The organism is Exiguobacterium undae DSM 14481 (genome assembly GCF_000620805.1).
GTDB lineage: Bacteria > Bacillota > Bacilli > Exiguobacteriales > Exiguobacteriaceae > Exiguobacterium_A > Exiguobacterium_A undae.
This window is the reverse complement of sequence record NZ_JHZV01000008.1, coordinates 14,399-35,169: the sequence shown is the minus strand read 5'-3', so window position 1 is coordinate 35,169 and position 20,771 is coordinate 14,399. Positions and strand designations below refer to the sequence as shown.

Sequence of the window (20,771 nt, the reverse complement as noted above, 5' to 3'; positions counted from 1 at the left end):
GTATTTAAAACATGTCATTTCGATAAATTGTTTTTAATATATACATTACTTTTAACTTTTAAATATCAGTATCTTCAGGTAACTCTCCATGCAACAAGAAATATATGGCCGATACAATACTAAGTGTTCCACCAGCAGCAACTGCAGTAGGTGCAAGTAGGATTATTGCCAAAACTCCAATTCCAATACCGTAAAATACAACTTCTTCTCCATCAATAGAAATAGCTTGAGATGCTTTAGAAAGTAACGTGTTCCAAATAGGATCTGGCGTAGGAGAAGAAGATGATCCCGAATTAGTGTTTTTGAGCACTAGCGTAACCGTGATTTCAAGTAACATCTTATCTTTTGTCAAACTAACCTCAACTTCTTCACTAAACACTTTGAGATCGATTGTCAATTCATTTCCAACAGCAGTCAAAGAAGTAGTTAAAAAACCATTGCTTGCGGATAGAGTGATATTTTTTAAAAAGTTATCATAATCCTCAATTTCTTGTACGGAAAGTTTAGTGGCAGTTCCTTCTAAAAGTGTTTTTGCATCTAAGCTTGTCTTGCCATTCGTACTATTGAGTTGGATAAATGAAAGCTCAGGTAGTCCTGGCATTACAACAGAAGCATCGGCCTTTACAAATACGTCGTAATTAGGAGTATTAATCAATTGATATTCTTGATTAAATTTGAACTCAATGTCAAATAGATTAATAGGTCCTTCTTGCAAAATCGGAATTTGAGAGGCAATCTCTTTGAACTTTTTATATAGCGCCGTATATGCCATTGGGTCTTTGTTAGGGTCAATTTCACGAGGTCCAACAGAAGCTTGACCATTATCTCGACCGGACTTGATATTATTATCAATTTCGATAAACCCTTCATCACTACCAAGTGAGATGGTTGAAATCTGATCGAATGCCCAGTTTTTAGGTAGTGGATATCCGAGATTTCCGCTAAATCCATTGGACATTCCGCTCACGAAGCTAGTAACTGCTAGTCCATTATCAGATACGCTAATACAAACACTTCGTGGGCCATAAACTCCGACCCGATATTTTGCTCCAAGGTCTTTTAGTTTTTGATTGATTCCCTCGAAGTGTGGCATAATGTTGTCGACAATTTGATAACCCAGTGCATCGAAATCCACAGCAAAATAAATGATAGTATCTTTTTTGAAACCATAGCTGTTGGCCGCTTGATAAGCTTCTGCTGCTGCACTCATACCTTGTGCGTAACTAAAATCTTCAACTCGTGATCCTTGAGTTTGGAAAATTGGAAAAACAGTCAATCCAGCATCGAAAATAGCATCCAACTCTCCGGGTTGGATTTTTTTATTTAGTCCACCTGGAACATTGGATAGATAGCGACCGATAGTTTGATAGCCAGCGTTCTTCAATGTCTGCGCACGAGCTGATGTTACTTCAGTAATACAATCACTGGCTGTTCCACGTCTTGTGGGATCTCCAGAGCTCACGAGTAATGAGAGCCATGTTTGTCGACCAACTAAACCGTCTGACGTCAATCCTACAAAATCTTGAAATTCTAATACTTTCGTTTTGACTGCTGAACTAAATGAACTGTCAAATGCGCCTGTATCAAAGTTATTTACATACATCGCATATTGAAGGAATTTTACGAAGACTCCAGTCTCACCAATGGAAAGATTCGGAAGACGGTCTCTCGTAGTTGGACCGACAGAGCCCGTTTGCTGGGATGCAGAAATACCTTGTTCTGTTTGGATTCCGTAGATGAGAGCCCGGTTGGTGCCTCTTTGATACTGGCCATCAGCAGGTTGAACCCCTGATGTAGTGAAATAATGGTAGTTCAAGTCGCGTTGCATTTCTTGAATTTTTACATCCCCACCCGGTGTAAGGCTATATGCATCCATTGTTAAAAGCGCTTTGAAAATGTAATCGTATACTTTTCCATCACGTACAGGTAATCCTGCGTCTGTTTGAAGATTAATAATCGCTTGTCGAGTAAGCTCGGTAAATGAACCGTTAAATGCGCCTGGACTGTATCCTTTGCACCAACATGCTCCCTGCAAGATCCGAACAATTCTTTGTCCTTTTGTATCTGTCGGGACACGTCCTAAAACCATTTCTCCCCACCGCTTGTATTCAGAAGCTGTTAAAGGTCCAAAACTATCGCTTGTTGAAGTAATACCAAGTTCCAGTTGTAAGGCTCGAGTGAGAGAATACATTGTTGACCAACCCGTTTTTCCATTTTCCGGTGCGGGTGTGTACCCCGTTCTATTTCCGTAAGTATTGTTTAAATACTCTTGAACTTGTAACACCATTGGATCCATAATAATTCCTCCTTTTGTTTTATCCATTTATTGATGCTGTCTTACACTGTCTTTATATCTTAAGGATTCAAAATGTAAATGATATTTCTTCGATACAATGATTTAATTTTCTAGAAACTATACTGTTGGTGTTAATCGATTCAAAGTTAGTTATGATTTAGGCGCACAACTATTTTTTCGAGACAATCAGAATATCTCCCACGTAAATAAAGTGAGAAGATAGATTATTCCAATCCATGATTTGTTTGACACTGATCTGATGTTTTTGAGAAATACTCCATAGAGTGTCTCCAGGCAAAACTTTGTATGAATTGATGGATTTTTTAGAGGCGTCTGTATCATTCTTTTTCTTTAGCTGTTTCTGATGAGCTACAATCTGAGCTACTTTTTGACCAGCTTTTTTGAGTACGCTATCATCTCGTAATTTTTTAATATCGATGAACGAATCCATAAAGCCGCCTTCAATCAAGATTGAGAGTGCATTCGTTTCTCGAAGAATGTGAAAATTTGCGGATTTAACACCACGATCTTGAAGAGAGTAAGCTTGGAGTAATCCTTTTTGAACTTCTTTAGCAAGATTACGATTTGTCGAACTAGCATTTAGATGCACATATGTTTCTGTTCCAGTCCAATTACCCCAGGACCCGTTGTTTGCATTGTGATGAAAAGAGATGACTAAATCTGCGTTCCATGAATTGGCATCATCTGTCCGTTTTTTCAATGAGACGTCCGTGATGCCAGTGGAGTCATCTAATCGTAGTAGCTGTACATTCTCATATTTTTCTATTTCAGATATAAAGGATAACAGGACTTTATTATTAAAGTTCCACTCGTATTCTCCATCAGGTGATCGTTTTCCTGGAGTAGAGTTTTTCCCTCCATGTCCAGCATCAATTGCGATTCTTAGCATAGCTGTTCCTCCTCTTTCGTTTTGATAGTACCCTAAGCGTTATATCTAATTTTTTTTAAATGTAAATAGAATTGTTATGATCTATCCTTTTCAATGCCCTAAGAAAATTATTTAGTGTAAAAATGAACTACATATGTTACTTATCAAAATTGATGAATGGGATACGATTTTCCGTGACTACTTAATTTGATGTTGTTTACATAAGAAAAAAATTTGATATAAATGATTACTATCTCGTTTTGAGAAGGAGGGTTAACGAAGAAGGGTGCGAGAAGATGCTAAGGGAAATGAAGAAATCATAAAGCCCGATGTTGTACTTGAAAAAAACAAATTAGTAATAGAGGAGGACAGGTATCAGATGACTGAGAAAATAGTCACTCGGATTCGAAATCCCAAAGTACTCGTTGGAGTTATTTCGGGAGTATTGATGATTTTAGTCAACTTTGAAGTTATCAGCATAGATTTATCTAATCAAATAAGCGACTTAGTAAATGCTGTCTTAAGTATCGGCATTTCGATTGGCATATTTGCTAATCCAGAAAGTCACGTAAAGGATGATCAAGCAAATTATAATCAAGAATAAAATAGTAAAAGGCCTTCTCAAATTTAGAGAAGGCCTCAGATCGTAGACAAACCCTCATTTCAACGTTGAAATGAGGGTTTGTCTTATGTAGTCGTATAAAGTGATGTGAAAAATAAGGATTCCCACCGGAATCCCATGACCAGTTCGCTAATTTTTTGAGGTTCAGGGCACTAAAAGTAAGCATCGCTTGTAGCGTTGTTTTTTTCAGACCACGATATCGGGCCCAAAGCATGCCATGCTTTTCTTTTGCATCTGCGAAGACGCGTTCGATTGTCTCCTGTCGTTTTCGATACAATGCACGATTCACGGAAGTATGCCGTAAATGCTCCACCTCATCCATTGCTTCCTGCCAGACATGACGCAGGATCATTTTTTTATTCTCTTGGCTCTTCGTGCATCTTGAAAGAAAAGAGCACGACGCACAGATTGTGGGGTCAGAGACGTATTCCTGATAGCCCTCTCGATTGGTCGTCCGATAACGAAGAACTTGATTCTTAGGACACAAATAACAGTCATAGTATTCATCGTAATAGAAGTCTTTCGTTTTGAACATTCCTTTCACCCCTCTGGGGCGGGTATAAGGAAAAACTGGTAAGATGTTTCGTTGAAGGAGATGACGTGCGAGTTGGATGGTCTTGTAGGCAGAGTCAGCTACGACAGCGAATGGCTGACCAAAACGATGACTGACGGACTCAAGAAGAGGTTCAAGCATTTTACTATCATGTACATTGCCAGGTGTGAGGATCAGTCCAAGTACGAAGCCATTTCGATCACAGGCTGTATGGCAAGAATAAGCGAATAGTCGTTCACGTTCCCCCTTCACGTAATAACCACTCTCGGGATCTGTCGTACTTTCCTTGATTTCCCTTGTTTCAAGACGGCTCTCCTTGGGGGTGAAGGGCTTTTTTCCATGAAGTACCCGATCCTCGTTGATTTCCAAATCGAGTTCTTCTTTATACTGTTGGATAGCGCGACGGACAATCTTTTTCTTCTTGAATTTCCGTTTGTTCGCGTTCGCCTTGATGTGTGTGGAATCCATGAACAGGACCGAAGGGTCCACGAACCCAGCATCGACAGCTTGTGAGAGGATACGATAAAAGATGGTTTCGAACACATCCGTGTCCTGAAAACGCCGGACGTAATTTTTTCCGAAAGTAGAGAAGTGTGGCACTTTCTCATCCAGCCCGATTCCTAGAAACCACCGATACGCGACGTTCGTCTCAATCTCCTTGATGGTCCGACGCATCGATGGAATACCAAACAGGTATTGGAGAAGTGCCATCTTAATCAATAGAACAGGATCGATACTAGGTCTTCCGTTATTTTCACAATACAGTTTCTCTACTAAAGGATAGATGAATTCAAAGTCCATGACCTGGTCCACTTTTCGAACGAGATGGTCCTGCGGGACCAATTGTTCCAATGTGATGGTGATGTTCTCAGAACGATGATGTTGGTCTCTTTTTCCCATCATAATGAGTCCTCCTCTTTCGAATGTCTATGCTAGTTTTATACCCGGAAGTATGAAAGAAAAAGCGTTTGTTCGCTCGTAATCGTTTCCTAGGGAAAAACAAGCAGGAGCGACCCAGCAGCGAAGCGATGCGGCGCGATGCTTGTCCCAGGAAAACGATTCGAAGCGAACAAAAAAGCGGTTCTTCTCAATCAAGAGAAAAACCACTACTTTGTCTTCAGTCTGAGGCCTTCTCAAATTTAGAGAAGGCCTTTTACTATAACTAAGTTCAAAAAACATCAAGATAGTCTGAACGTCCACAATGAGAACATAGTTGTGTATCTAAAGAGACTGAATTACATAACTCGCATCGTGCTTTTCCTATTCGTTGATCGTCTATGATCATATCCACATAGTCGTCCAAAATACGAATTGTCGCATCGGATACTCCGGATATAGGAAGAACATCAAATTCATGTTTGAATAAATTTTCTTGATCAACTTTCAACTCTTTACCTGAAACTTGTTTGAGGAACGATTCCCACCAATCATGACCATGATAATCACCATGATAATCGGTATGATCTCGCACATATATGGAAAGAGCGTCTTGTTTAATTTTTATTAGCATGACTTACTCCTCTTGACATGATAATTAGGTTTTAGCATATCGCTTTGACCTCATGGTTACTTCCATAATTTATAGATGATCGGAAGAATAGTCAAATAAAAAAGCAGTATTCGCTAAAACAAAATTAACCGTTTCCAGAAGCACTGGATTAAAAAATTAAGGTTTATCAAAATACTGCTCCTTAACAACCTTTCTGAGTTTATTTCTAAATTTAATAATTCGTTGATTAGCAGCTTGCCTAGTAATTGTATGCTTATCCGCATACTGTTGAATGCTAAATTCTTTTCTATTTATTAACGACTGCAACATCTCTTCTTCTCCAGAATCGATTGCCGATAAAATAATGGATTCTAGTTCAGAATTCAATATTCCATTCAATGAATCATCAGGAATAGAAAGAAAATCTTCTAAAGTAAAATCTGGGTTTTTAAAGGGGGCATCCAGTGAAATTTCAATACTCTGATTTTTCTTTGAAAATTTTGAGTATGTTACATCACGAACACCTTTTTGAAGTCTGAAATATAAATACGTTGTAAAGCTAGTACCAATAATGTAGTCATATTTTTCATAAGCTCGCCATAATTCAAGATATAGTTCTTGTAAAAAATCTTCTTCCTCTACTTTGTTAAAGTAAAATTTGTTATTTGCTTTCCTCATCACACTTGTTACCAAAGACGTGAATTCAACGAAAACCTCCTCAAAAGTCATTTCACAGCAGTTACCATTGGAAAAGCGAATTGTTTTTCTCATAAATGCCCTTCTTTCATAGAAAAAAATTAAATACATGAAAAATTGGAAAAACATCACATATTTTTTTAGGATTATAATGTATATTAGAACACACGTTCGTTTTTAAAACAAAAAATAAGAACTCAAGTTCTTATTTATGGAATGTGTGGATGGAATAGAGCGCACCGCTTTGTCTGATGGAAGGGGCCGAAAGCCGTCCTGTTTCCGTACTCTAGCTCGCTCCTCGTCGGCGCAAGGGCCATCAAAAAAAGCCGCTGCCGTTCTTCGTCTTCCTCCGCGTTTTGGCTCAAAGCAAGCTTTTCGCTCGCGGGCTCTGGAAGCCTTCATCCCGGTGCGCTGTCCGCTTTTTTTGATCTTTCCCTGCGGTCACCCTTGCCCCGTCTCGCGACGCTCGCTGCGTTCCCGTCAACAGGACGGCATCGTGTCGGGCTGCATTCCACTCGCGAAAGGAGCTTTTCCATGAAACTGACCAAACTCGTTGAAATCACCCGTATCCGCCAAGAGGTCCGAGAACCGGACGTCGCCCTCGAGACGACGCATATCACGTCCCCAGAGGACGCCTTTCTTGTCGCTAGACGCTTCATCCAGGACGATGACCGTGAGGTGTTCCTTGTCATCCTACTGAACACGAAGAACCGGGTCATCGCCGTTCACCGGGCGCATGTCGGGAGCATCAATTCGAGCATTATCCACCCTCGTGAAATTTTCAAGTCAGCTATCCTCAACAATGCAACGTCGCTCATCGTCAGCCATCAGCATCCGAGCGGCGACCCGAAGCCGTCCCTCGAGGACATCGAGGTAACGGAACGCTTGCAGGAAGTCGGACGCATCATTGGTATCAAATTGCTTGACCATATCGTTGTCGGGGCAGGAGACGATTACGTCAGTTTAAAAGCCCAAGGAGTGCTTTAAATTTTTCAGCGTAGACAGGTGAGGCGCTCCCTTCCTGTCCGCGCGTAAAGCATGGACGAAAAACGAATCCGTTTTTCTTTGAAGGGTGTACAAGCAGATGCAGATACGGAATGGATTTGTATCAAATCCAAGTGAGGAAAGAAGCCCGCAGTGGACAAATCCACTGCGGGCCAAAGAGTCTCATATCGATTCGTGAGAGATGCTGATCATTGAGGAAGTGGTTTAATAAGAAGTAGTGGAATTGCTGTCGGTGTACGTATGTACATCTTTTATCTTTGAGTGGATTATCCTCTGTACGTTTCGATTTAGTTTGTATGTGTTAGTAGAGACAAGAGAAGAGATTTCGGGCTCATGCGTGAGGCTGTAAGTTGCAGGTAGCAACATCCTCATCGCACCGCTGCCCTCCTGCCGGACCGATAACAAGAGCTGCACATCGCTTGCGCGAGGCATCTCTATGTTCCTGTTCCTTGCGACGGAAGACACGGAGCGTTCAAAAAATAAAAATAATTAATTTAAAGTATAGGTCTTATCACAAATATTTGGTCATTAATAAAAAACCAACAGTCAAATGACTGTTGGTAGAAGAGGAAGTATGGGGAAAAGGAAGGGAGTTAGTCTACTTTAACCAGAAAAGCGAATTGTCCGTCACCGTTGGACCACTTTGCTTTGATTTCATAGGCATACGTTCCTGTTTCTTTCGGGGCAGTAACGCCATCATCAGTTAAAGTAACTTTTTCAGCATCTTGCTTATCTTTCCAACGAACAATCTCAATAGAATCGGGTTCGTCTTCAAAAGAAATATCGATTTTTTTATTTGAGGATACTACAGTTGGTTTACTTTTTTTCGTCATATCGAGTCCGTCAACATACACTTTATCGACACATTGGTTGCGCAATAGACCATCCCAACAAAATGATCCTTGGACCGTTGGAATATCTTTTCCTTGTGCCTCTACTTTTGGGTTTGGTGGTTCCCCGCGAAAAGGATCAAACACAAAAAATAGAATAACCAATACTACCAAAACACCAATCCATTTAAATTTACCCATAAAGCACCCTCCCTTGATAAGGATAATTTAAATAAAGTTTGAGTGTTCTTATTGAGCGGCTTCTTCCTCAACAAATCCTTCTTCTAGTTCGAGTTCATCGTGTCTCTCCATGATGGGTGAAATCGTTTGATTCTCAAATGCAGTTTCATACGTATCAGCTACTGTTTGAATATCCGCACCATCTTCAAGAAGAACTTCTCCATAAGCAGGAACTGGGTTGTGCCAGTCCGTTTTTTCATCATGGATTGTTGCAAATAAATATGTTTTTCCAGGTACAAGCATTTCTTGATCTTCGTATGTTAATAATACTTTTTCGCCATTATCATCAAAAATTCCTGCATTTTGATTTACGACTTGTTCTTCGCTCAATTCACCTTTAACATTTTTGACTATTGTTACTTGAAACTGTGTACTTGGTAATGTTTCATCGTGACTAATTTCCTTTTCTACTTTTGCGATGAAAACGTTTTCAGAATTTCCAACGACAGAAGTAGTTTTTGTAACGTCCATTGCAAAGTCACCTGTCATAGTAACTTTCTTTAAATCTGCTTTTTGAATAGAAGAGACTTGTTTTCCTGAAGCACTCTCGTTTTGATCAACGAGGTAAAATGTTCCTAACCCTAAAATTCCAGCTAAACCAACAATAGCGGTGATTTTCTTTGCTTTCATTGTTTTTCCTCCTCAGTAATGACTGTTGTAGTCACTTTTAATGTGCGAATCTAAAGTTGTCATGCTAAATAGCCCTTGTTTCATAATTCCTGAATCGTGGTGGTTAAAGCCTAAGGCATGTCCCATTTCATGTAAGGCAGTTTTTTTCTGTTCCCCTGATGTCATATCAGTGAAGTTATACGTATTGTATTCAATAACGTCGGCACCTGACATTGGCATATATCGACCTAATAATGAGCTAGCTACATAAATATCTCTGAACGATAAATCTTCTACTACGTCTGCATTGTCACCAGCGATATTAATTGATCCCATGTTGTCCCAAACTGTAATGGAATGGTTTCTTGCTGTAGTGTAGGCAGTTTTTCCGCGAGCAGTACCCCAGCGAATTTCGTTCCCATCTACTGCACCATCGCCTGTCCAGTGCGTACCTGCACTAACAGGAATCGAAGATCCTAAAGTAATGAAAGCACTAGCTAAAAGTAATGTAGTGATTTTTTTATGCATGATATTTTCTCCTTTAATGTCATTTTATTACCTTTTTATGATATAGTATTTTTATGTAAATTACAACTGTATATACAGTTGTAATTTGGAAAAAAGGGGGAGTTTTTAATGGAATTGAAGAAGTTTGCGTTAGTAGCTTGTATGATTCCAGCTGTTTCTTTAGTCAGTGCGCCACAAGCGTCAGCTAAAACTGTAGTTACATATGCAGCGGGATCGTGGGATAAAGTTGGCTATACTGAATCAATTTATTTACACAATCAGCAAATTGAAAGTACACAGACGATTTCTTCAGGTGGTGGTAACGTTCAAATTAGACCTTCTGGAATAAGTGGTACTAACACTTATGTTGTATGGCTTTACGAAACTGATGGCGATAAGATCAATAAACAGTTGATTGGTAAAAAATATGGCTATGGAACTAATCCATTGACTTGGGATGTATCTAATTTTGTTGACGGAACAAACGGAAAAGCAGAAATCTTTGCGCATATAGGATATGCAAAAGTAGAACAAAGTGGATACTTCACTTTTTACGATTGAACCGAATATCGCTAAGATAAAGTAAAACGTCCCCTCAAAAGGACGTTTTTTTATTTAAAGAATGGATTTGTCCCAAATCCAAAGGCAATGAGATGCCCGCAGTGGACGAGTCCAAGCCTATGTGCATCGTCTCTTCTATAAGAAGGAGTGTCTTTCGTAATGTATGAGTGAGTGAAGAAGTGATTAAATGAATGGAGGTTTATAGATAGTTGATCTGGGGCGGTTGATTATGATGTAATCCCGTTTTGATATTTCTATAGTAATGAAGATGACTAAAGAACGTTCCTGTTTCTTGCGACACAGGGCACGGAGCGTGATAAGACAAGAAAATAAGTTTTTGGTAAACAAGGGATGAAGTAAAGAAGAAAGAGTTCCGTTTTGACATCGCGGTTTAGTCGATGCGAAGTGAAAAACAATAGATATACGATTCATTTTTAGTCTATATCCGCTTTACTTTTTTATCCTTTATATTAGATTAGGAGTAGTAAGGTGATGATTTCGAAAAGGCATAATAACCAAAGGAGAAACACTTTGAAACGTATAGATGTAGCTTCAGCTCTGATTCATGATGAGAATGGGAACATATTATTGGTAAAGAACGTCAAAGGTGATTCTTTTTACTGGAGTCCGCCAGGTGGAGCTGTGGAAAAAGACGAGACGCTTGAAGAGGCGATCATTCGTGAAGTAAAAGAAGAGACGGGGTTTGAAAGTAAGGTCATCGGTATGCATTCTGTTAGAGAAGTCATCTTCTCGGAGAAGGGACATCACGCATTAATCATTACCTTTTTCGTTCAGATTATTGGTGGAAAAATCGATATCATGGATCCGAATCAGGAAATCACGGATGTAAGATGGGTGGATTACCAAACCGCGAAAGAACTGATGCCTTCGTTGGTTGAAATGCTAAGACTGGATGCTGACATGGAGAAGACGCCTGCATTCTATGAATTCGAGGGAGTACGTTGAGTATGGTTAGACGTTGAGACGATTTTGGACAAATGGCCAGGTAAATGGGACATTACTCCTTAGAATTACAGTCATTTTCTGATGAATGCGTTGAAAAATCATCTGAATGCTCGGTTAATTCCTTTGTTGATTCAGATAACGCTTATGCTTGTTTGAATCAATTCAGTTCGTACAGCTTTACTCCCGATTGTATGCTGTATTCAAGCAAACTAAGGAGGAATGAGGCAATGAGTACGGTTTTGATGGATGAGGAATCTAAAAAATGGAACGACATGATGGAACAGTCGCAAAAGGTGACAATACTCGATGCGCAGGTTCGGTTTGTTCGCGAAGTAGACGGCTGCATCGAGCATGTGACTTGGTTCGTTGATATTGATCTATTGCTCGCCTTCATTCAGCAACATTATTTAGAACAGGCCCGTTAAAGGTCTGTTTTTTCTTTTTATTCATACACATATATGCTAACCCATAAAGAAAAATAAATGGGTGGGAAATATACCCAACTTTCTCCTGCTATTCACTGTATACTAAAAATAACGTACAAATCAGAAATGGAGCGATACAAGATGAAGAGAAAATGGATGGGTACCAGCCTGGCACTCGCAAGTGTAGGATTACTCGTTGGACCGTTACAGAGTGCAGAGGCCGCAACGCCGAAAATCAAGGTCCACTATATCGATGTCGGACAAGGTGATGCAATCTATATCAAGATGCCGAGCGGTGAGGATATCGTCATGGACGGCGGGAACAAAGGGAAGGGCGATGAACTCGTCGCCTATCTGAAAAAACAGAAGGTCGGTGACATCGAGATGTTGATCTCGACGCATCCGGACGCCGATCACATCGGTGGACTTGATGAAGTCCTCGACTCGTTCAAGGTCAAGAGTGTCTATGCTCCGAAGGTCAAACATACGACGCAAGCTTATAAAGACTTCTTGCTGGCCGTCAAGCGCGAGAAGCTGAAAATCAAACCGGCGAAAGCAGGCGTCTCGCTTCCTGTCAAGGGTGTGAAGGCGCAGTTCGTCGGACCAGTCAAGGACTACGCGAACAGTGATCTCAACAACTGGAGTGCTGTGCTACACGTGGCTTATAAAAAGAACACGTTCCTGTTCACGGGAGACGCGGAACTGAAGTCGGAACAGGACATGATCGCGAAGAAGAAGACGCTGCGTGCGGATGTCCTCAAGGTCGGGCATCACGGTGCAAAAACATCGACGAGCGCGACATTCCTCAAATACGTCAAACCGAAGTATGCCGTCATCAGTGTCGGGAAGAATGCCTATGGTCATCCGACGAAGGAAGTTGTGACGAACCTGAAGCGTGCGAAGGCGACGATGCTGCGGACGGATAAGAGTGGCACGATCGTCTTCGAAGGGAATGGATCGTCCTACACGATCAAGAAATCGAAATGAAGAAGCGAAAAGGAATCATCGACCGGATTGAGGGGAAGTGGGTCGCCGTCGAGTTCGACGATGGGATGCGCGACATCCTGCTTTCTCGCTTCCCAATGACGGTGGAATCCGGCGATGTTATCTGGATGGATGAATATGGGCATATTGAGAAGGATGAACAAGAACGACAGCGGCTCTCCAATGAAATCGATGAGCTGATGGATGAGCTATGGGAAAACTAAAATTTTAAAATAAAAAGGAAGATTTGAATGGCAAAAAAATTAGAAAATAATAATCATGATACTAAAGAAATTGAAGTTTGGTATGATAATGAGTTTAAAATTTTTGAAATACTAGCTACTAAAATCACTAGTCTTATAAAAGAAATAATTGAGTATAAAGATATTAAATATCATTCTATAACTCATAGAATCAAAGATAAAAGTAGCTTATTGAATAAAATAAAAAGTAAGAAATATGAAGATCCAATTTCTCAAATTCATGATTATATAGGGATTCGTATAGTTACGTTTGTTAAGTCAGATGTAGAAAAAGTTTGCAAGGAAATTGAAGGATTATTTGAAATAGACACTGAAAATAGTTCAAATAAAAGTGAAGAATTAGGTGAAGATAAAGTAGGATACAGATCTATTCACTATGTAGCAAAAATAGATGATAAAAGAGCAAAAATGCCAGAATATGCTCACTTAAAAGATAAGTGTTTTGAAATACAAGTAAGGACAATTTTGGAGCATGCGTGGGCAGATATTTCGCATGATAGAACGTATAAGTTCAACAAGATTCTTCCTGAAAAGAATGACATTCGGAGAAGATTCGCTTTAGCCTCTGCGAGTTTAGAGATGGTTGACAGAGAATTTGATAGGTTATCAAAAGAAATTGAAGAATATTCATTTGAAGTGTCAGAAGAAACTGAAAAAGGGAATTTAGAGTACTTAATTGACAGTACATCTTTACTGATTTATTTGAAAGAGAAGTTTAAAGATGAAATTGATAAAAAGATGATTTCACCATCTTTTAATGATAAAGATGAGATAATAATTGAAGAATTAAATAATTTAGGTATTCATAGACTTGAGCAATTAGAAGAAAAAATTGACGATTTGTTTAAACAAAAGTATTTAGGTTACGTAAAATATTTAAATGAGAACAACCATATACCAAATTTTTTAGGGATATTAAGACATTTTATGGTTATAAATTATGGCGATTTATATTTTGAAAAATCGTGGGGGGATGGAAAATGGGGCGGTATGAAACATCAAGATGCATTAAAATTGTTCGAAATTTATCCTGATGTAGAAAAGGTGATGGATGACTCTCCTATATCATTTTATTAATTCGAGAAATAATTAATTGAAAAACGTTTTGAACTGCTTCTGGTTCAAGTAATGGGTTTCATGTATGAGTTAATAAGATATATGACTGACTTCATACCAACATACTACACTAAGCAGACACTTGGAGGTCTGCTTTTTTTTCTTTTTTTATTTGTGGAAAGAGTTATAAGCTAACCTATCTACTCTCGCAAAAGGTTAAAAGACGTAGTTCGTCGGACCAATCAATAACTATAATATTTATACGACCGGAGTACTGTCCTAAACGTTATCAATAAAAAGAATACTATCCTGTTCATGAGAGACGCAGAACTGGAGATACTTGCTAAGAAGACTATACGTGCAGACATCCTCAAGGTCGGACATCATGGAGCGAAGACATCGACGAGCACGACGTTCCTTAAGTACGTCAAACCGAAGTACGCCGTCATCAGTGTCGGGAAGAACGCTTACGGACATCCAACGAAGGAAGTCGTAATGAACCTGAAGCGTGCGAAGGCGACGATGCTACGAGCGGATAAGAGCGGCACGATCGTTTTTGAAGGGAACGGATCGTCTTACACGATCAAGAAGTCAAAATGAGTAAGCGTAAAGGGATCATCGATCGCATTGAAGGAAGGTGGGTCGTCGTCGAGTTCGAAGATGGAATGCGGGACATCCTGATTTCTCGCTTTCCCATGACGGTTGAATTCGGAGATGTCATCCTGGACCGATGAGTACGGTCATATCGAAAAAGATGAAAGTGAGCGACAGCGAATGTCGAAACGAAATCGTCGGGTTGGGATTATCACTTGTCGGATGTGAGACAGAAGAAGTAGCACAAGATACACCTAAGAAGGCGGAAAATCCGACTGAAAAAGTCAGGGTAGCAGAAACGAAAAAAGAGAATGTTTATTTCAAGAATGATACTTTGAAAATTAATATGGCGACAGTCAAAATTCTTTCGACAAAAGTGCTTGAGCCAAGTAAGGAGTATTTCCGAGAAAAGCCACAGCTTGTCTTCACATACGAGACGACAAATGATAATAAGGAACCATTGAATGGAATGACCACGTGGATCGCCTGTTTCGAAGCTACACAGGAAGGAACCGACATAATCAATAAGTTAGAGGTAGGCATGACGCCACAAGAAGAGAAGTATGCCTCTTATTTAAAACATCAGCTCGATGACATCAAACCAGGTGGTACCGCGAAGGGAATCATGGCTTACGACATCGATGATCCACAAGCGGTCGTCACATTGAAAGCGACTCAAGGAATGGCGGGAAAAGAATTAGGTGAAAAAAAGATTGAACTCAAATAAGCAGATGAATAAAAAGAATCACGTTGAATGAAGTTTACAGCAGAAATATTTCAAGTAAGCAAAAACAGCAATATCGCTTCTTTTTTTAAAGCGATGTTGCTGTTTTATTTTATCCCTTTAAGATAGTAGTTGCTTTCTTTTCAGCTGTTTCTTCATCCGACCAGTCCATCTCAGATAGCATGCTGGCTTGAACTTTTTCGATCTGCTCGATTGTATAGCCGAGTTGCTCCATGGCAATGACGGCGTAAGCAACTGCTTGATTGTTATTCATGGTTGTTCCTCCATTCGTTGATATGTAGTGAAGTTTTTATTATATCGCATTGACTGTCATGTCCTATTATAGACATTTTCTTGAGGAGCGTTAAATCATTCGTTCCACAATGAATTTTACCAACAACGGAATAAGAAAGCAGATGACGATCAATTTCAAGAAGGCTCGTTGCTTTCTTTTCTTGCTCTCACGATGTATAGAGATGTCAAAATCTACTTTAGGATATAAGGTGTCTAGATTGTTACCTAGTAATCGTCCCGTCCAAAAATGAGCCCATAGAACTGCTACGATTAGCCAAGCATATCCAGCACGACTAGATAAATAGTTCTCGATAAGTAAGTACATGAAGCTAAAAATAAGGAGAACTAAAAGAATGGATAGACCTGTTCTCCAAACAGGGTGTGCGAGATACTGATTTTGATTCGGGGTAGCATTGATGATTTTTTGAATTTGTGCCGATTTTTCTTTTACCCACTCTTGATGATTACCTTCGACAGCGTATGTACTGCTGTTTTTCGCATTATCAATGTGAAGATTCATAGCGATTGATGTATGTAAACTTTTATTGGTGAGACTAAAGACGACGGATTGTATTGACCGATTCCGGTCGATAGTCAATCGATCAGAACCACTAGCAATTGTTCCATCTTTAAATTGAATCGTGTAGATGACTTCTGTTTCCTCATGGCCCAATTCTTTTTCTGTCGAAAAGAATACATCCATCAATTTGTTGATATCCTGTTCGTGAAAAATCTTATATTTGATTTGTTCCCTTTTCTCTATGCCCATTTAGTTACTCCTTTTAAATAAATACAAACTACTTTAAAGTATAGCGCACTGTTGAAAGAGGAGGGTAGCTTTTACTGGATAAAGTTCCCACCCTCTTTAATTGATACGATTCAATTACACATTAGGACACATCATATCTGCTCATTTCTGTTGCTGTATAAGCAATCGTCTCATGTTTCTCAAAGTCACGGTCGTTAGCTTTCGCGAACGGCTCGAAGAAGTCTGTTATGCCATGGACGAACACCATCGGTTCGTCCAACGTTGAAAGGTCTTGTTGCGTGTCCTGCTTAGCAATACTCGTCAGATAAGCCCAGACGTCCTCCGGTGAATGTTGCATAACTCGCTCCAGCCGTTCGGCTAATGGTAAACCGTGTTCTGTGATCTGAGCAGTCTGTTCGATGCGCTCAATCATTTTTAATCGGTAATTATGGTCATATCGAGTAGGATGACCTCGAACGGTAACGACTCTCAAACGGTAAAGATTCTCGAACGAAATCGATGAGTCGATGGAAGAAATATGGGGAAATAAACAAAGGAAATGATAAATAAAATAAGCAAAGTTCTTTCACTATTCGAGGCGAAAGAACTTTGCTTATTTTTTATTGCTGAAGAGTCTCTTGATATTTATATCCTTTCAAAAGATCAGCTTCACTTTTAAATGACCAGTCTTCTACTGAAGAATCTGGATGTGACTTAAAGTAATGATTGAGGATATCATGCCCTAAGTTGTAGTTACTCCAGCGGGGGATTTCTTTTTGTGGACTACCAGCCACAAGGTCCTCATACGAAGCTTCACCGTTTTGAATCAGCTTCGCGACATGCTTTATCGTCGCATCGTCCATCGGATCACTCCATGGCGCCTTCACATCTTTGAGGACTCGATCAGCAAAGGCATCTGCTTTCCCTTCGATAATGACCGAATCGAGTAATTTATTCATCTGATATTTATGTCTGTCGTGGAGAATTAAATGATGATATTCATGCGCAACCGTATAAGCTAACGCATCTTTATCGAAATTCGAATCAATATATAGTACGATGGCATCTTTGTACGCACCTGCGGCTACTCCACCCATAGGTTCGGTCATCGTTTTATATTCCGAGTTTATCGGTACGATGAAGATCGTACTCTTTTTTTTCGGAAGAACTTTGTGCGCAGCGATGTAATTTTTTGTGATGATCTTTTTTATCTCGTCTTGTCGCTCTTCCAAAGCATTGATTCGATCAAGTAGCGCTTGCTGATAAGCAGTCGATTCCATCATGAAGAAACCTTTCAGGGAAGTAGTATCAAAATTTTCTTTTTCACCCATTTTATCGATATCGTTAAGAACATACTTTATGTAATTTTTTTTGCTCACTTCAGCATCGTAATCTTTAAGTGATGCTTTCAAGTATTTTTGATAAGGTCCATAAAGAGGAACGATATTCACTTCACTGTCATTATCGATCTTAACAACCTTAGGTTTAGATTGTTCACTTTGTCCATCTTCCGTACATGCGGTCAAGACGATTAAGGGAATACACAAAAGCGGTGTAAGTATTCTTTTCAAAACATTATCGCTCCTTCAATAAAATATTAATAACATAAGAGAGTGATTTAAGAACGGATAGAATCATTAAGTAAAAGATAGCATTAAAAAATTGTATAGTCAAAAAATGTAATATGAGATAAATAAAACTACTTGTTTTTCCAAATCGTATATTGATTATTACAGAGCGGGAACACATATGGAGTTCTTAATTTTAGCTTTAGCAGTTGATGCAATGCTTTGGTTTTACTTTTGCTGTTTACTTGGGTTCCGAAAAAAAGAATACTACAATGACTTTTTACGACCGGCTACTATACTTTAGAGGAAAATATTGATGCTATCGAACATGAATTAGTAGAGGATGAGCATTCAGCACGTTACCTTGTTGACCGTCGCTTTAAAATAGATGGTAAGCCTTATTTATTCTTTGAACGTACAGTCTCAGTCGGTGATGTTCCGACACAGCAGACAATCCTTGAACGACAAAAAAACATTCTAAATAAATTCTGTACAAGTAGTCTTTGACTTTTTTAAGAAAGTCATAATTTATGCGAAAGTAGCATAAAAAAAGAGGATCGAAGTAATGAACTCGATCCTCTTTTTTTATGGAATGAGATATACTTTCTGATTTGCAGTACCTAATCTTGAAAGAAAGTAGGGAGTGTTTTTAACGACTACGGAAATCCTGTTCCGGTACATTGAAGTGACGCGTCACACTCTGCCGGACCTTTTCTAAATCGCGATCTTCAGTCGAAATCATCTCGTCATACCACGCCTTTTCAAGTACTTGTTCCGTCTTTTTACTGACGACTTCGGTTTTCAGGATATGATGCAGTGGTCCTGAAGCGTCATCAAGGATGCGGAAGTGTTGGCTGATTGGTTCTTCCCCCGGGATGACGAGTGTATAGGCGACTGTTTCATGCTCGTCAAAATCACGGTCATTGGCTTTCGCGAACGGTTCGAAGAAATCTGTCGCTCTATGGACAAGCATCATCGGTTCGTTAAACGATGAAAAGTCTTGTTGCGTGTCCTGCTTAGCAATACTCGTCAGGTAAGCACCGACGTCCTCCGGTGTGTGCTGCATGATTCGCTCGAGTCGTTCGGCTAATGGCATCCTTTGATCTGTAATTTGTGCCACGTTCTCGATATGTTCGATCATCTTGAGAGGCGATGCTTCCCGTTCAAGTACTTGTTCGTGCTCGAGCGAAGTATGGATTTCGCGGATGAAATGACCAGATGTCTGATGGACTTCGTACAACAAGTCTTCTTTATCGCGTAAGTTTCGCCCTTGTGTCCAGTTGGCGAGATACGACAATGAAAACTCGTCCGTTGAAAAACCAAAGTGTGCCGCGACCGTGTAAGCGACCATCTCCGCTTGGAATTCCTTCTCATGCGGATTCAACTCAATTCCGCGCTCTTCATTTCGTTCTACGTTGTGCAGATTGGCATGTGCGAGTTCATGAATCAGGACGGTCACGTTCTCAATGTCCGAGTTCCGCGGATTGAGGGCGATTGCGTTCAGTTCCGGATAAAAGCATCCTTTTGCCGTACCAAGTTCGTTCAGTGGCTGGTCGAGTATTTTCACGTCTTGTGTCTCGGCAATCCCGTTCAATGCGCGGCGAAACGTTTCCGCCTCACGAAGTGATCCATTTCGATGATAGGAAGCGAAGAGCTCGGAGACTTCGAGACCCTTCTCACGAGCATCGGTTTGCGTGTACTCGAAGACGTGACCAATCTTATAGTACATCGCTTTCCGTGTCGGAAGAGCACCTTCCTTTGCACGCTTTTGCTCTGTCTTCGTTGCGTCCTTCCATGCTACCCAATCCGTATCTCGCTTAATGAAAGTAACAGGGGAGGGAACAAAAATCTTGATGCCTTTCTCTCCTTTTTGGACCTGGACGCCTTGCTTCTCCCAGTACGCATAGGAACCGACGGCACGGGCGCCTTGGAACTGTTCCTCGATCAATAGCATGTTCCGAGTAGAGTAGCGATGGAATCGGCTCATGAAGTCGAGATGTTCCTTGATGCTCTCCTGACTGACGAAGTGAGAAGCGAGCTGCGTCTCCATCTTGTCGGTCAACGCTTGTACTTCCTTCTGATAATCTTCACGTGTTTTCTTCTTGTATGCCATGTGTCTCACGCTCCTTCAGACGAGAAAGACGAATCGGCAGCACCTTCGAAATCTTCTAGTTCCTGCAGAACAATCGGATCGGTAGCGAGTCGATCCAGTAGTAGATGACGACGATCACGTGATACCGGTAGCAACAACAAAGGTTCTTCTTGCAGGATCTCAAGGAACGAATATTCGTCATATGAGACAGGGATGTCGTATCGTGCTTGATGAATCAAGACTGTGACGTGGGTCGGTTGCAGTTCGAGAAACATTGCGATTGTGAAAGCTTCTAGTCGTCTCATTTATGGATCATCCTTTCCTCATCCGAATGCTTATGCTGCTTTCGTTGTTCGATCCGTGATTTAACGGCCGTCTCCGCTGTCTCAAGGAACGAAGGACGGTATTCGGTCGTCGGGATGATATCTTCGATGCTTTCCGTCTGCATTAAGGCTTGCACCAGTTCAATCAAGATCTGTGTTTGAAGGTCTGTCTGTTGGACACTCTTTCGTAATGGAGAGAGACTTTTTGTGATCTGTTCTTCCCAGAACGATGTCAACTCTTGTTCGATCTGTTTTGATACGGAACGACTGATATAGTTCAAATCCCATTGCTTCTTGATCATCTCTTGATAGTCACGGATGATATGATCGATTGCCGGACCAATTCCGGACAGTCGTTCCCTCTCACGATACTCCTCTAAAAATTCAGCGGTCACGGCACTCATCCGGATCCGGACTTGCTTCGTCTCTTCCATTCC

General features: G+C 40.3%; 25 protein-coding genes and 1 pseudogene. 11 read left to right on the top strand and 15 right to left on the bottom strand.

The annotated features are described in order from the left end of the window. Positions 1–58: 58 nt before the first annotated feature. Complete coding sequence (locus P397_RS16930) at positions 59–2,296, bottom strand: glycoside hydrolase domain-containing protein (RefSeq protein ID WP_051523825.1); 2,238 nt, start codon at positions 2,294–2,296, stop codon at positions 59–61. A gap of 169 nt (positions 2,297–2,465) precedes the next feature. Further along, a complete protein-coding gene (locus tag P397_RS16925) occupies positions 2,466–3,206 on the bottom strand; it encodes an N-acetylmuramoyl-L-alanine amidase (RefSeq protein WP_051523823.1) in 741 nt (246 codons plus the stop codon). Between the two features lie 265 nt (positions 3,207–3,471). Here P397_RS16925 and P397_RS0100205 point away from each other — a divergent pair, with 265 nt between their 5' ends. Next, the gene (locus tag P397_RS0100205) at positions 3,472–3,789 is read left to right on the top strand and encodes a phage holin family protein (RefSeq protein ID WP_235183933.1); all 318 of its coding nucleotides are present in this window, start codon (positions 3,472–3,474) and stop codon (positions 3,787–3,789) included. Between the two features lie 133 nt (positions 3,790–3,922). On the opposite strand, the pseudogene P397_RS16920 reads toward P397_RS0100205, so the two are convergent. From P397_RS16920 to P397_RS0100190, 3 genes and pseudogenes are all read right to left on the bottom strand, one after another. Continuing rightward, a pseudogene (locus P397_RS16920) lies at positions 3,923–5,263 on the bottom strand (IS1182 family transposase); the annotation flags it as partial. A 265-nt stretch (positions 5,264–5,528) separates the two neighbouring features. Then, positions 5,529–5,870, bottom strand: coding sequence for a hypothetical protein (locus tag P397_RS0100195; protein ID WP_028105247.1), 342 nt, complete (start codon positions 5,868–5,870; stop codon positions 5,529–5,531). A gap of 156 nt (positions 5,871–6,026) precedes the next feature. Continuing rightward, on the bottom strand, positions 6,027–6,620 hold the full coding sequence (locus P397_RS0100190) for a sigma factor (RefSeq protein ID WP_035413942.1): 594 nt from the start codon (positions 6,618–6,620) through the stop codon (positions 6,027–6,029). A 459-nt stretch (positions 6,621–7,079) separates the two neighbouring features. Between P397_RS0100190 and P397_RS0100185 the strand changes: the two genes are divergently transcribed. After that, complete coding sequence (locus tag P397_RS0100185; protein WP_035413940.1) at positions 7,080–7,532, top strand: JAB domain-containing protein; 453 nt, start codon at positions 7,080–7,082, stop codon at positions 7,530–7,532. A gap of 611 nt (positions 7,533–8,143) precedes the next feature. Here P397_RS0100185 and P397_RS0100180 read toward each other — a convergent pair. Genes P397_RS0100180 through P397_RS0100170 form a run of 3 tightly spaced genes read right to left on the bottom strand, consistent with a single transcriptional unit; the run spans position 8,144 to position 9,757 of the window. Next, on the bottom strand, positions 8,144–8,581 hold the full coding sequence (locus tag P397_RS0100180) for a hypothetical protein (RefSeq protein WP_028105244.1): 438 nt from the start codon (positions 8,579–8,581) through the stop codon (positions 8,144–8,146). Between the two features lie 48 nt (positions 8,582–8,629). Continuing rightward, positions 8,630–9,250: a hypothetical protein gene (locus tag P397_RS0100175; RefSeq protein WP_028105243.1), complete on the bottom strand. Its 621-nt coding sequence runs from the start codon at positions 9,248–9,250 to the stop codon at positions 8,630–8,632. A 12-nt stretch (positions 9,251–9,262) separates the two neighbouring features. Continuing rightward, a complete protein-coding gene (locus P397_RS0100170; protein WP_028105242.1) occupies positions 9,263–9,757 on the bottom strand; it encodes a zinc metalloprotease in 495 nt (164 codons plus the stop codon). A 108-nt stretch (positions 9,758–9,865) separates the two neighbouring features. Here P397_RS0100170 and P397_RS0100165 point away from each other — a divergent pair, with 108 nt between their 5' ends. The 9 genes from P397_RS0100165 to P397_RS0100125 all read left to right on the top strand — a co-directional run bounded on the left by P397_RS0100165 (position 9,866) and on the right by P397_RS0100125 (position 15,312). Further along, the gene (locus P397_RS0100165; protein ID WP_028105241.1) at positions 9,866–10,297 is read left to right on the top strand and encodes a hypothetical protein; all 432 of its coding nucleotides are present in this window, start codon (positions 9,866–9,868) and stop codon (positions 10,295–10,297) included. A 531-nt stretch (positions 10,298–10,828) separates the two neighbouring features. Next, positions 10,829–11,263 (top strand): NUDIX hydrolase, encoded by a 435-nt coding sequence (locus tag P397_RS0100160; RefSeq protein ID WP_028105240.1) that lies wholly within the window; start codon positions 10,829–10,831, stop codon positions 11,261–11,263. 227 nt (positions 11,264–11,490) lie between these two features. Then, positions 11,491–11,688 carry a hypothetical protein gene (locus P397_RS0100155; RefSeq protein WP_028105239.1) on the top strand — a complete coding sequence of 66 codons (198 nt, stop codon included), beginning with the start codon at positions 11,491–11,493 and terminating at the stop codon, positions 11,686–11,688. Between the two features lie 141 nt (positions 11,689–11,829). Beyond that, positions 11,830–12,675, top strand: a complete 846-nt coding sequence (locus P397_RS0100150; protein WP_028105238.1) for a ComEC/Rec2 family competence protein — start codon at positions 11,830–11,832, stop codon at positions 12,673–12,675. Continuing rightward, the gene (locus P397_RS0100145) at positions 12,672–12,896 is read left to right on the top strand and encodes a DUF3006 domain-containing protein (RefSeq protein ID WP_028105237.1); all 225 of its coding nucleotides are present in this window, start codon (positions 12,672–12,674) and stop codon (positions 12,894–12,896) included. Before P397_RS0100150 ends, P397_RS0100145 begins: the two co-directional genes overlap by 4 nt. 27 nt (positions 12,897–12,923) lie before the next feature. Further along, positions 12,924–14,012, top strand: coding sequence for a GTP pyrophosphokinase (locus P397_RS16915; protein WP_051523821.1), 1,089 nt, complete (start codon positions 12,924–12,926; stop codon positions 14,010–14,012). Positions 14,013–14,306: 294 nt separating this feature from the next. Then, on the top strand, positions 14,307–14,591 hold the full coding sequence (locus P397_RS16910; RefSeq protein ID WP_028105236.1) for a ComEC/Rec2 family competence protein: 285 nt from the start codon (positions 14,307–14,309) through the stop codon (positions 14,589–14,591). Further along, entirely contained in the window at positions 14,588–14,725 is a 138-nt protein-coding gene (locus tag P397_RS17810) for a DUF3006 family protein (protein ID WP_152539574.1), read from the top strand. Before P397_RS16910 ends, P397_RS17810 begins: the two co-directional genes overlap by 4 nt. Before the next feature lie 62 nt (positions 14,726–14,787). After that, positions 14,788–15,312 carry a DUF5067 domain-containing protein gene (locus tag P397_RS0100125; protein WP_200869451.1) on the top strand — a complete coding sequence of 175 codons (525 nt, stop codon included), beginning with the start codon at positions 14,788–14,790 and terminating at the stop codon, positions 15,310–15,312. Positions 15,313–15,421: 109 nt separating this feature from the next. Here the strand turns inward: P397_RS0100125 and P397_RS17875 are convergent, their stop codons facing one another. The 7 genes from P397_RS17875 to P397_RS0100090 form a co-directional block, all read right to left on the bottom strand. Continuing rightward, entirely contained in the window at positions 15,422–15,583 is a 162-nt protein-coding gene (locus P397_RS17875) for a hypothetical protein (protein WP_160168494.1), read from the bottom strand. Between the two features lie 90 nt (positions 15,584–15,673). Continuing rightward, positions 15,674–16,372 (bottom strand): hypothetical protein, encoded by a 699-nt coding sequence (locus P397_RS0100115; protein WP_028105234.1) that lies wholly within the window; start codon positions 16,370–16,372, stop codon positions 15,674–15,676. Between the two features lie 121 nt (positions 16,373–16,493). After that, entirely contained in the window at positions 16,494–16,709 is a 216-nt protein-coding gene (locus P397_RS0100110) for a hypothetical protein (RefSeq protein ID WP_028105233.1), read from the bottom strand. Between the two features lie 262 nt (positions 16,710–16,971). Next, positions 16,972–17,922 carry a DUF2268 domain-containing protein gene (locus P397_RS0100105; protein ID WP_028105232.1) on the bottom strand — a complete coding sequence of 317 codons (951 nt, stop codon included), beginning with the start codon at positions 17,920–17,922 and terminating at the stop codon, positions 16,972–16,974. A gap of 646 nt (positions 17,923–18,568) precedes the next feature. Next, entirely contained in the window at positions 18,569–20,032 is a 1,464-nt protein-coding gene (locus tag P397_RS16905) for an ArdC-like ssDNA-binding domain-containing protein (RefSeq protein WP_051523819.1), read from the bottom strand. 5 nt (positions 20,033–20,037) lie between these two features. After that, complete coding sequence (locus tag P397_RS0100095; protein WP_028105231.1) at positions 20,038–20,316, bottom strand: hypothetical protein; 279 nt, start codon at positions 20,314–20,316, stop codon at positions 20,038–20,040. Continuing rightward, complete coding sequence (locus tag P397_RS0100090; protein ID WP_028105230.1) at positions 20,313–20,768, bottom strand: hypothetical protein; 456 nt, start codon at positions 20,766–20,768, stop codon at positions 20,313–20,315. The genes P397_RS0100095 and P397_RS0100090 overlap by 4 nt, the downstream gene beginning before the upstream one ends. Positions 20,769–20,771 lie beyond the last annotated feature (3 nt).

Bases quoted from the DNA above. Each gene is read 5' to 3' on its own strand.
- P397_RS0100090 (WP_028105230.1), bottom strand. From the start codon at position 20,768: ATGGAAGAGACGAAGCAAGTCCGGATCCGGATGAGTGCCGTGACCGCT.
- P397_RS17875 (WP_160168494.1), bottom strand. From the start codon at position 15,583: ATGAATAACAATCAAGCAGTTGCTTACGCCGTCATTGCCATGGAGCAA.
- P397_RS16905 (WP_051523819.1), bottom strand. From the start codon at position 20,032: ATGGCATACAAGAAGAAAACACGTGAAGATTATCAGAAGGAAGTACAA.
- P397_RS0100095 (WP_028105231.1), bottom strand. From the start codon at position 20,316: ATGAGACGACTAGAAGCTTTCACAATCGCAATGTTTCTCGAACTGCAA.
- P397_RS0100190 (WP_035413942.1), bottom strand. From the start codon at position 6,620: ATGAGAAAAACAATTCGCTTTTCCAATGGTAACTGCTGTGAAATGACT.
- P397_RS0100110 (WP_028105233.1), bottom strand. From the start codon at position 16,709: ATGCAACATTCACCGGAGGACGTCTGGGCTTATCTGACGAGTATTGCT.
- P397_RS16910 (WP_028105236.1), top strand. From the start codon at position 14,307: ATGAGAGACGCAGAACTGGAGATACTTGCTAAGAAGACTATACGTGCA.
- P397_RS0100170 (WP_028105242.1), bottom strand. From the start codon at position 9,757: ATGCATAAAAAAATCACTACATTACTTTTAGCTAGTGCTTTCATTACT.
- P397_RS0100165 (WP_028105241.1), top strand. From the start codon at position 9,866: ATGGAATTGAAGAAGTTTGCGTTAGTAGCTTGTATGATTCCAGCTGTT.
- P397_RS0100150 (WP_028105238.1), top strand. From the start codon at position 11,830: ATGAAGAGAAAATGGATGGGTACCAGCCTGGCACTCGCAAGTGTAGGA.
- P397_RS0100115 (WP_028105234.1), bottom strand. From the start codon at position 16,372: ATGGGCATAGAGAAAAGGGAACAAATCAAATATAAGATTTTTCACGAA.
- P397_RS17810 (WP_152539574.1), top strand. From the start codon at position 14,588: ATGAGTAAGCGTAAAGGGATCATCGATCGCATTGAAGGAAGGTGGGTC.
- P397_RS0100175 (WP_028105243.1), bottom strand. From the start codon at position 9,250: ATGAAAGCAAAGAAAATCACCGCTATTGTTGGTTTAGCTGGAATTTTA.
- P397_RS0100155 (WP_028105239.1), top strand. From the start codon at position 11,491: ATGAGTACGGTTTTGATGGATGAGGAATCTAAAAAATGGAACGACATG.
- P397_RS0100185 (WP_035413940.1), top strand. From the start codon at position 7,080: ATGAAACTGACCAAACTCGTTGAAATCACCCGTATCCGCCAAGAGGTC.
- P397_RS0100180 (WP_028105244.1), bottom strand. From the start codon at position 8,581: ATGGGTAAATTTAAATGGATTGGTGTTTTGGTAGTATTGGTTATTCTA.
- P397_RS16925 (WP_051523823.1), bottom strand. From the start codon at position 3,206: ATGCTAAGAATCGCAATTGATGCTGGACATGGAGGGAAAAACTCTACT.
- P397_RS16930 (WP_051523825.1), bottom strand. From the start codon at position 2,296: ATGGATCCAATGGTGTTACAAGTTCAAGAGTATTTAAACAATACTTAC.
- P397_RS0100195 (WP_028105247.1), bottom strand. From the start codon at position 5,870: ATGCTAATAAAAATTAAACAAGACGCTCTTTCCATATATGTGCGAGAT.
- P397_RS16915 (WP_051523821.1), top strand. From the start codon at position 12,924: ATGGCAAAAAAATTAGAAAATAATAATCATGATACTAAAGAAATTGAA.
- P397_RS0100145 (WP_028105237.1), top strand. From the start codon at position 12,672: ATGAAGAAGCGAAAAGGAATCATCGACCGGATTGAGGGGAAGTGGGTC.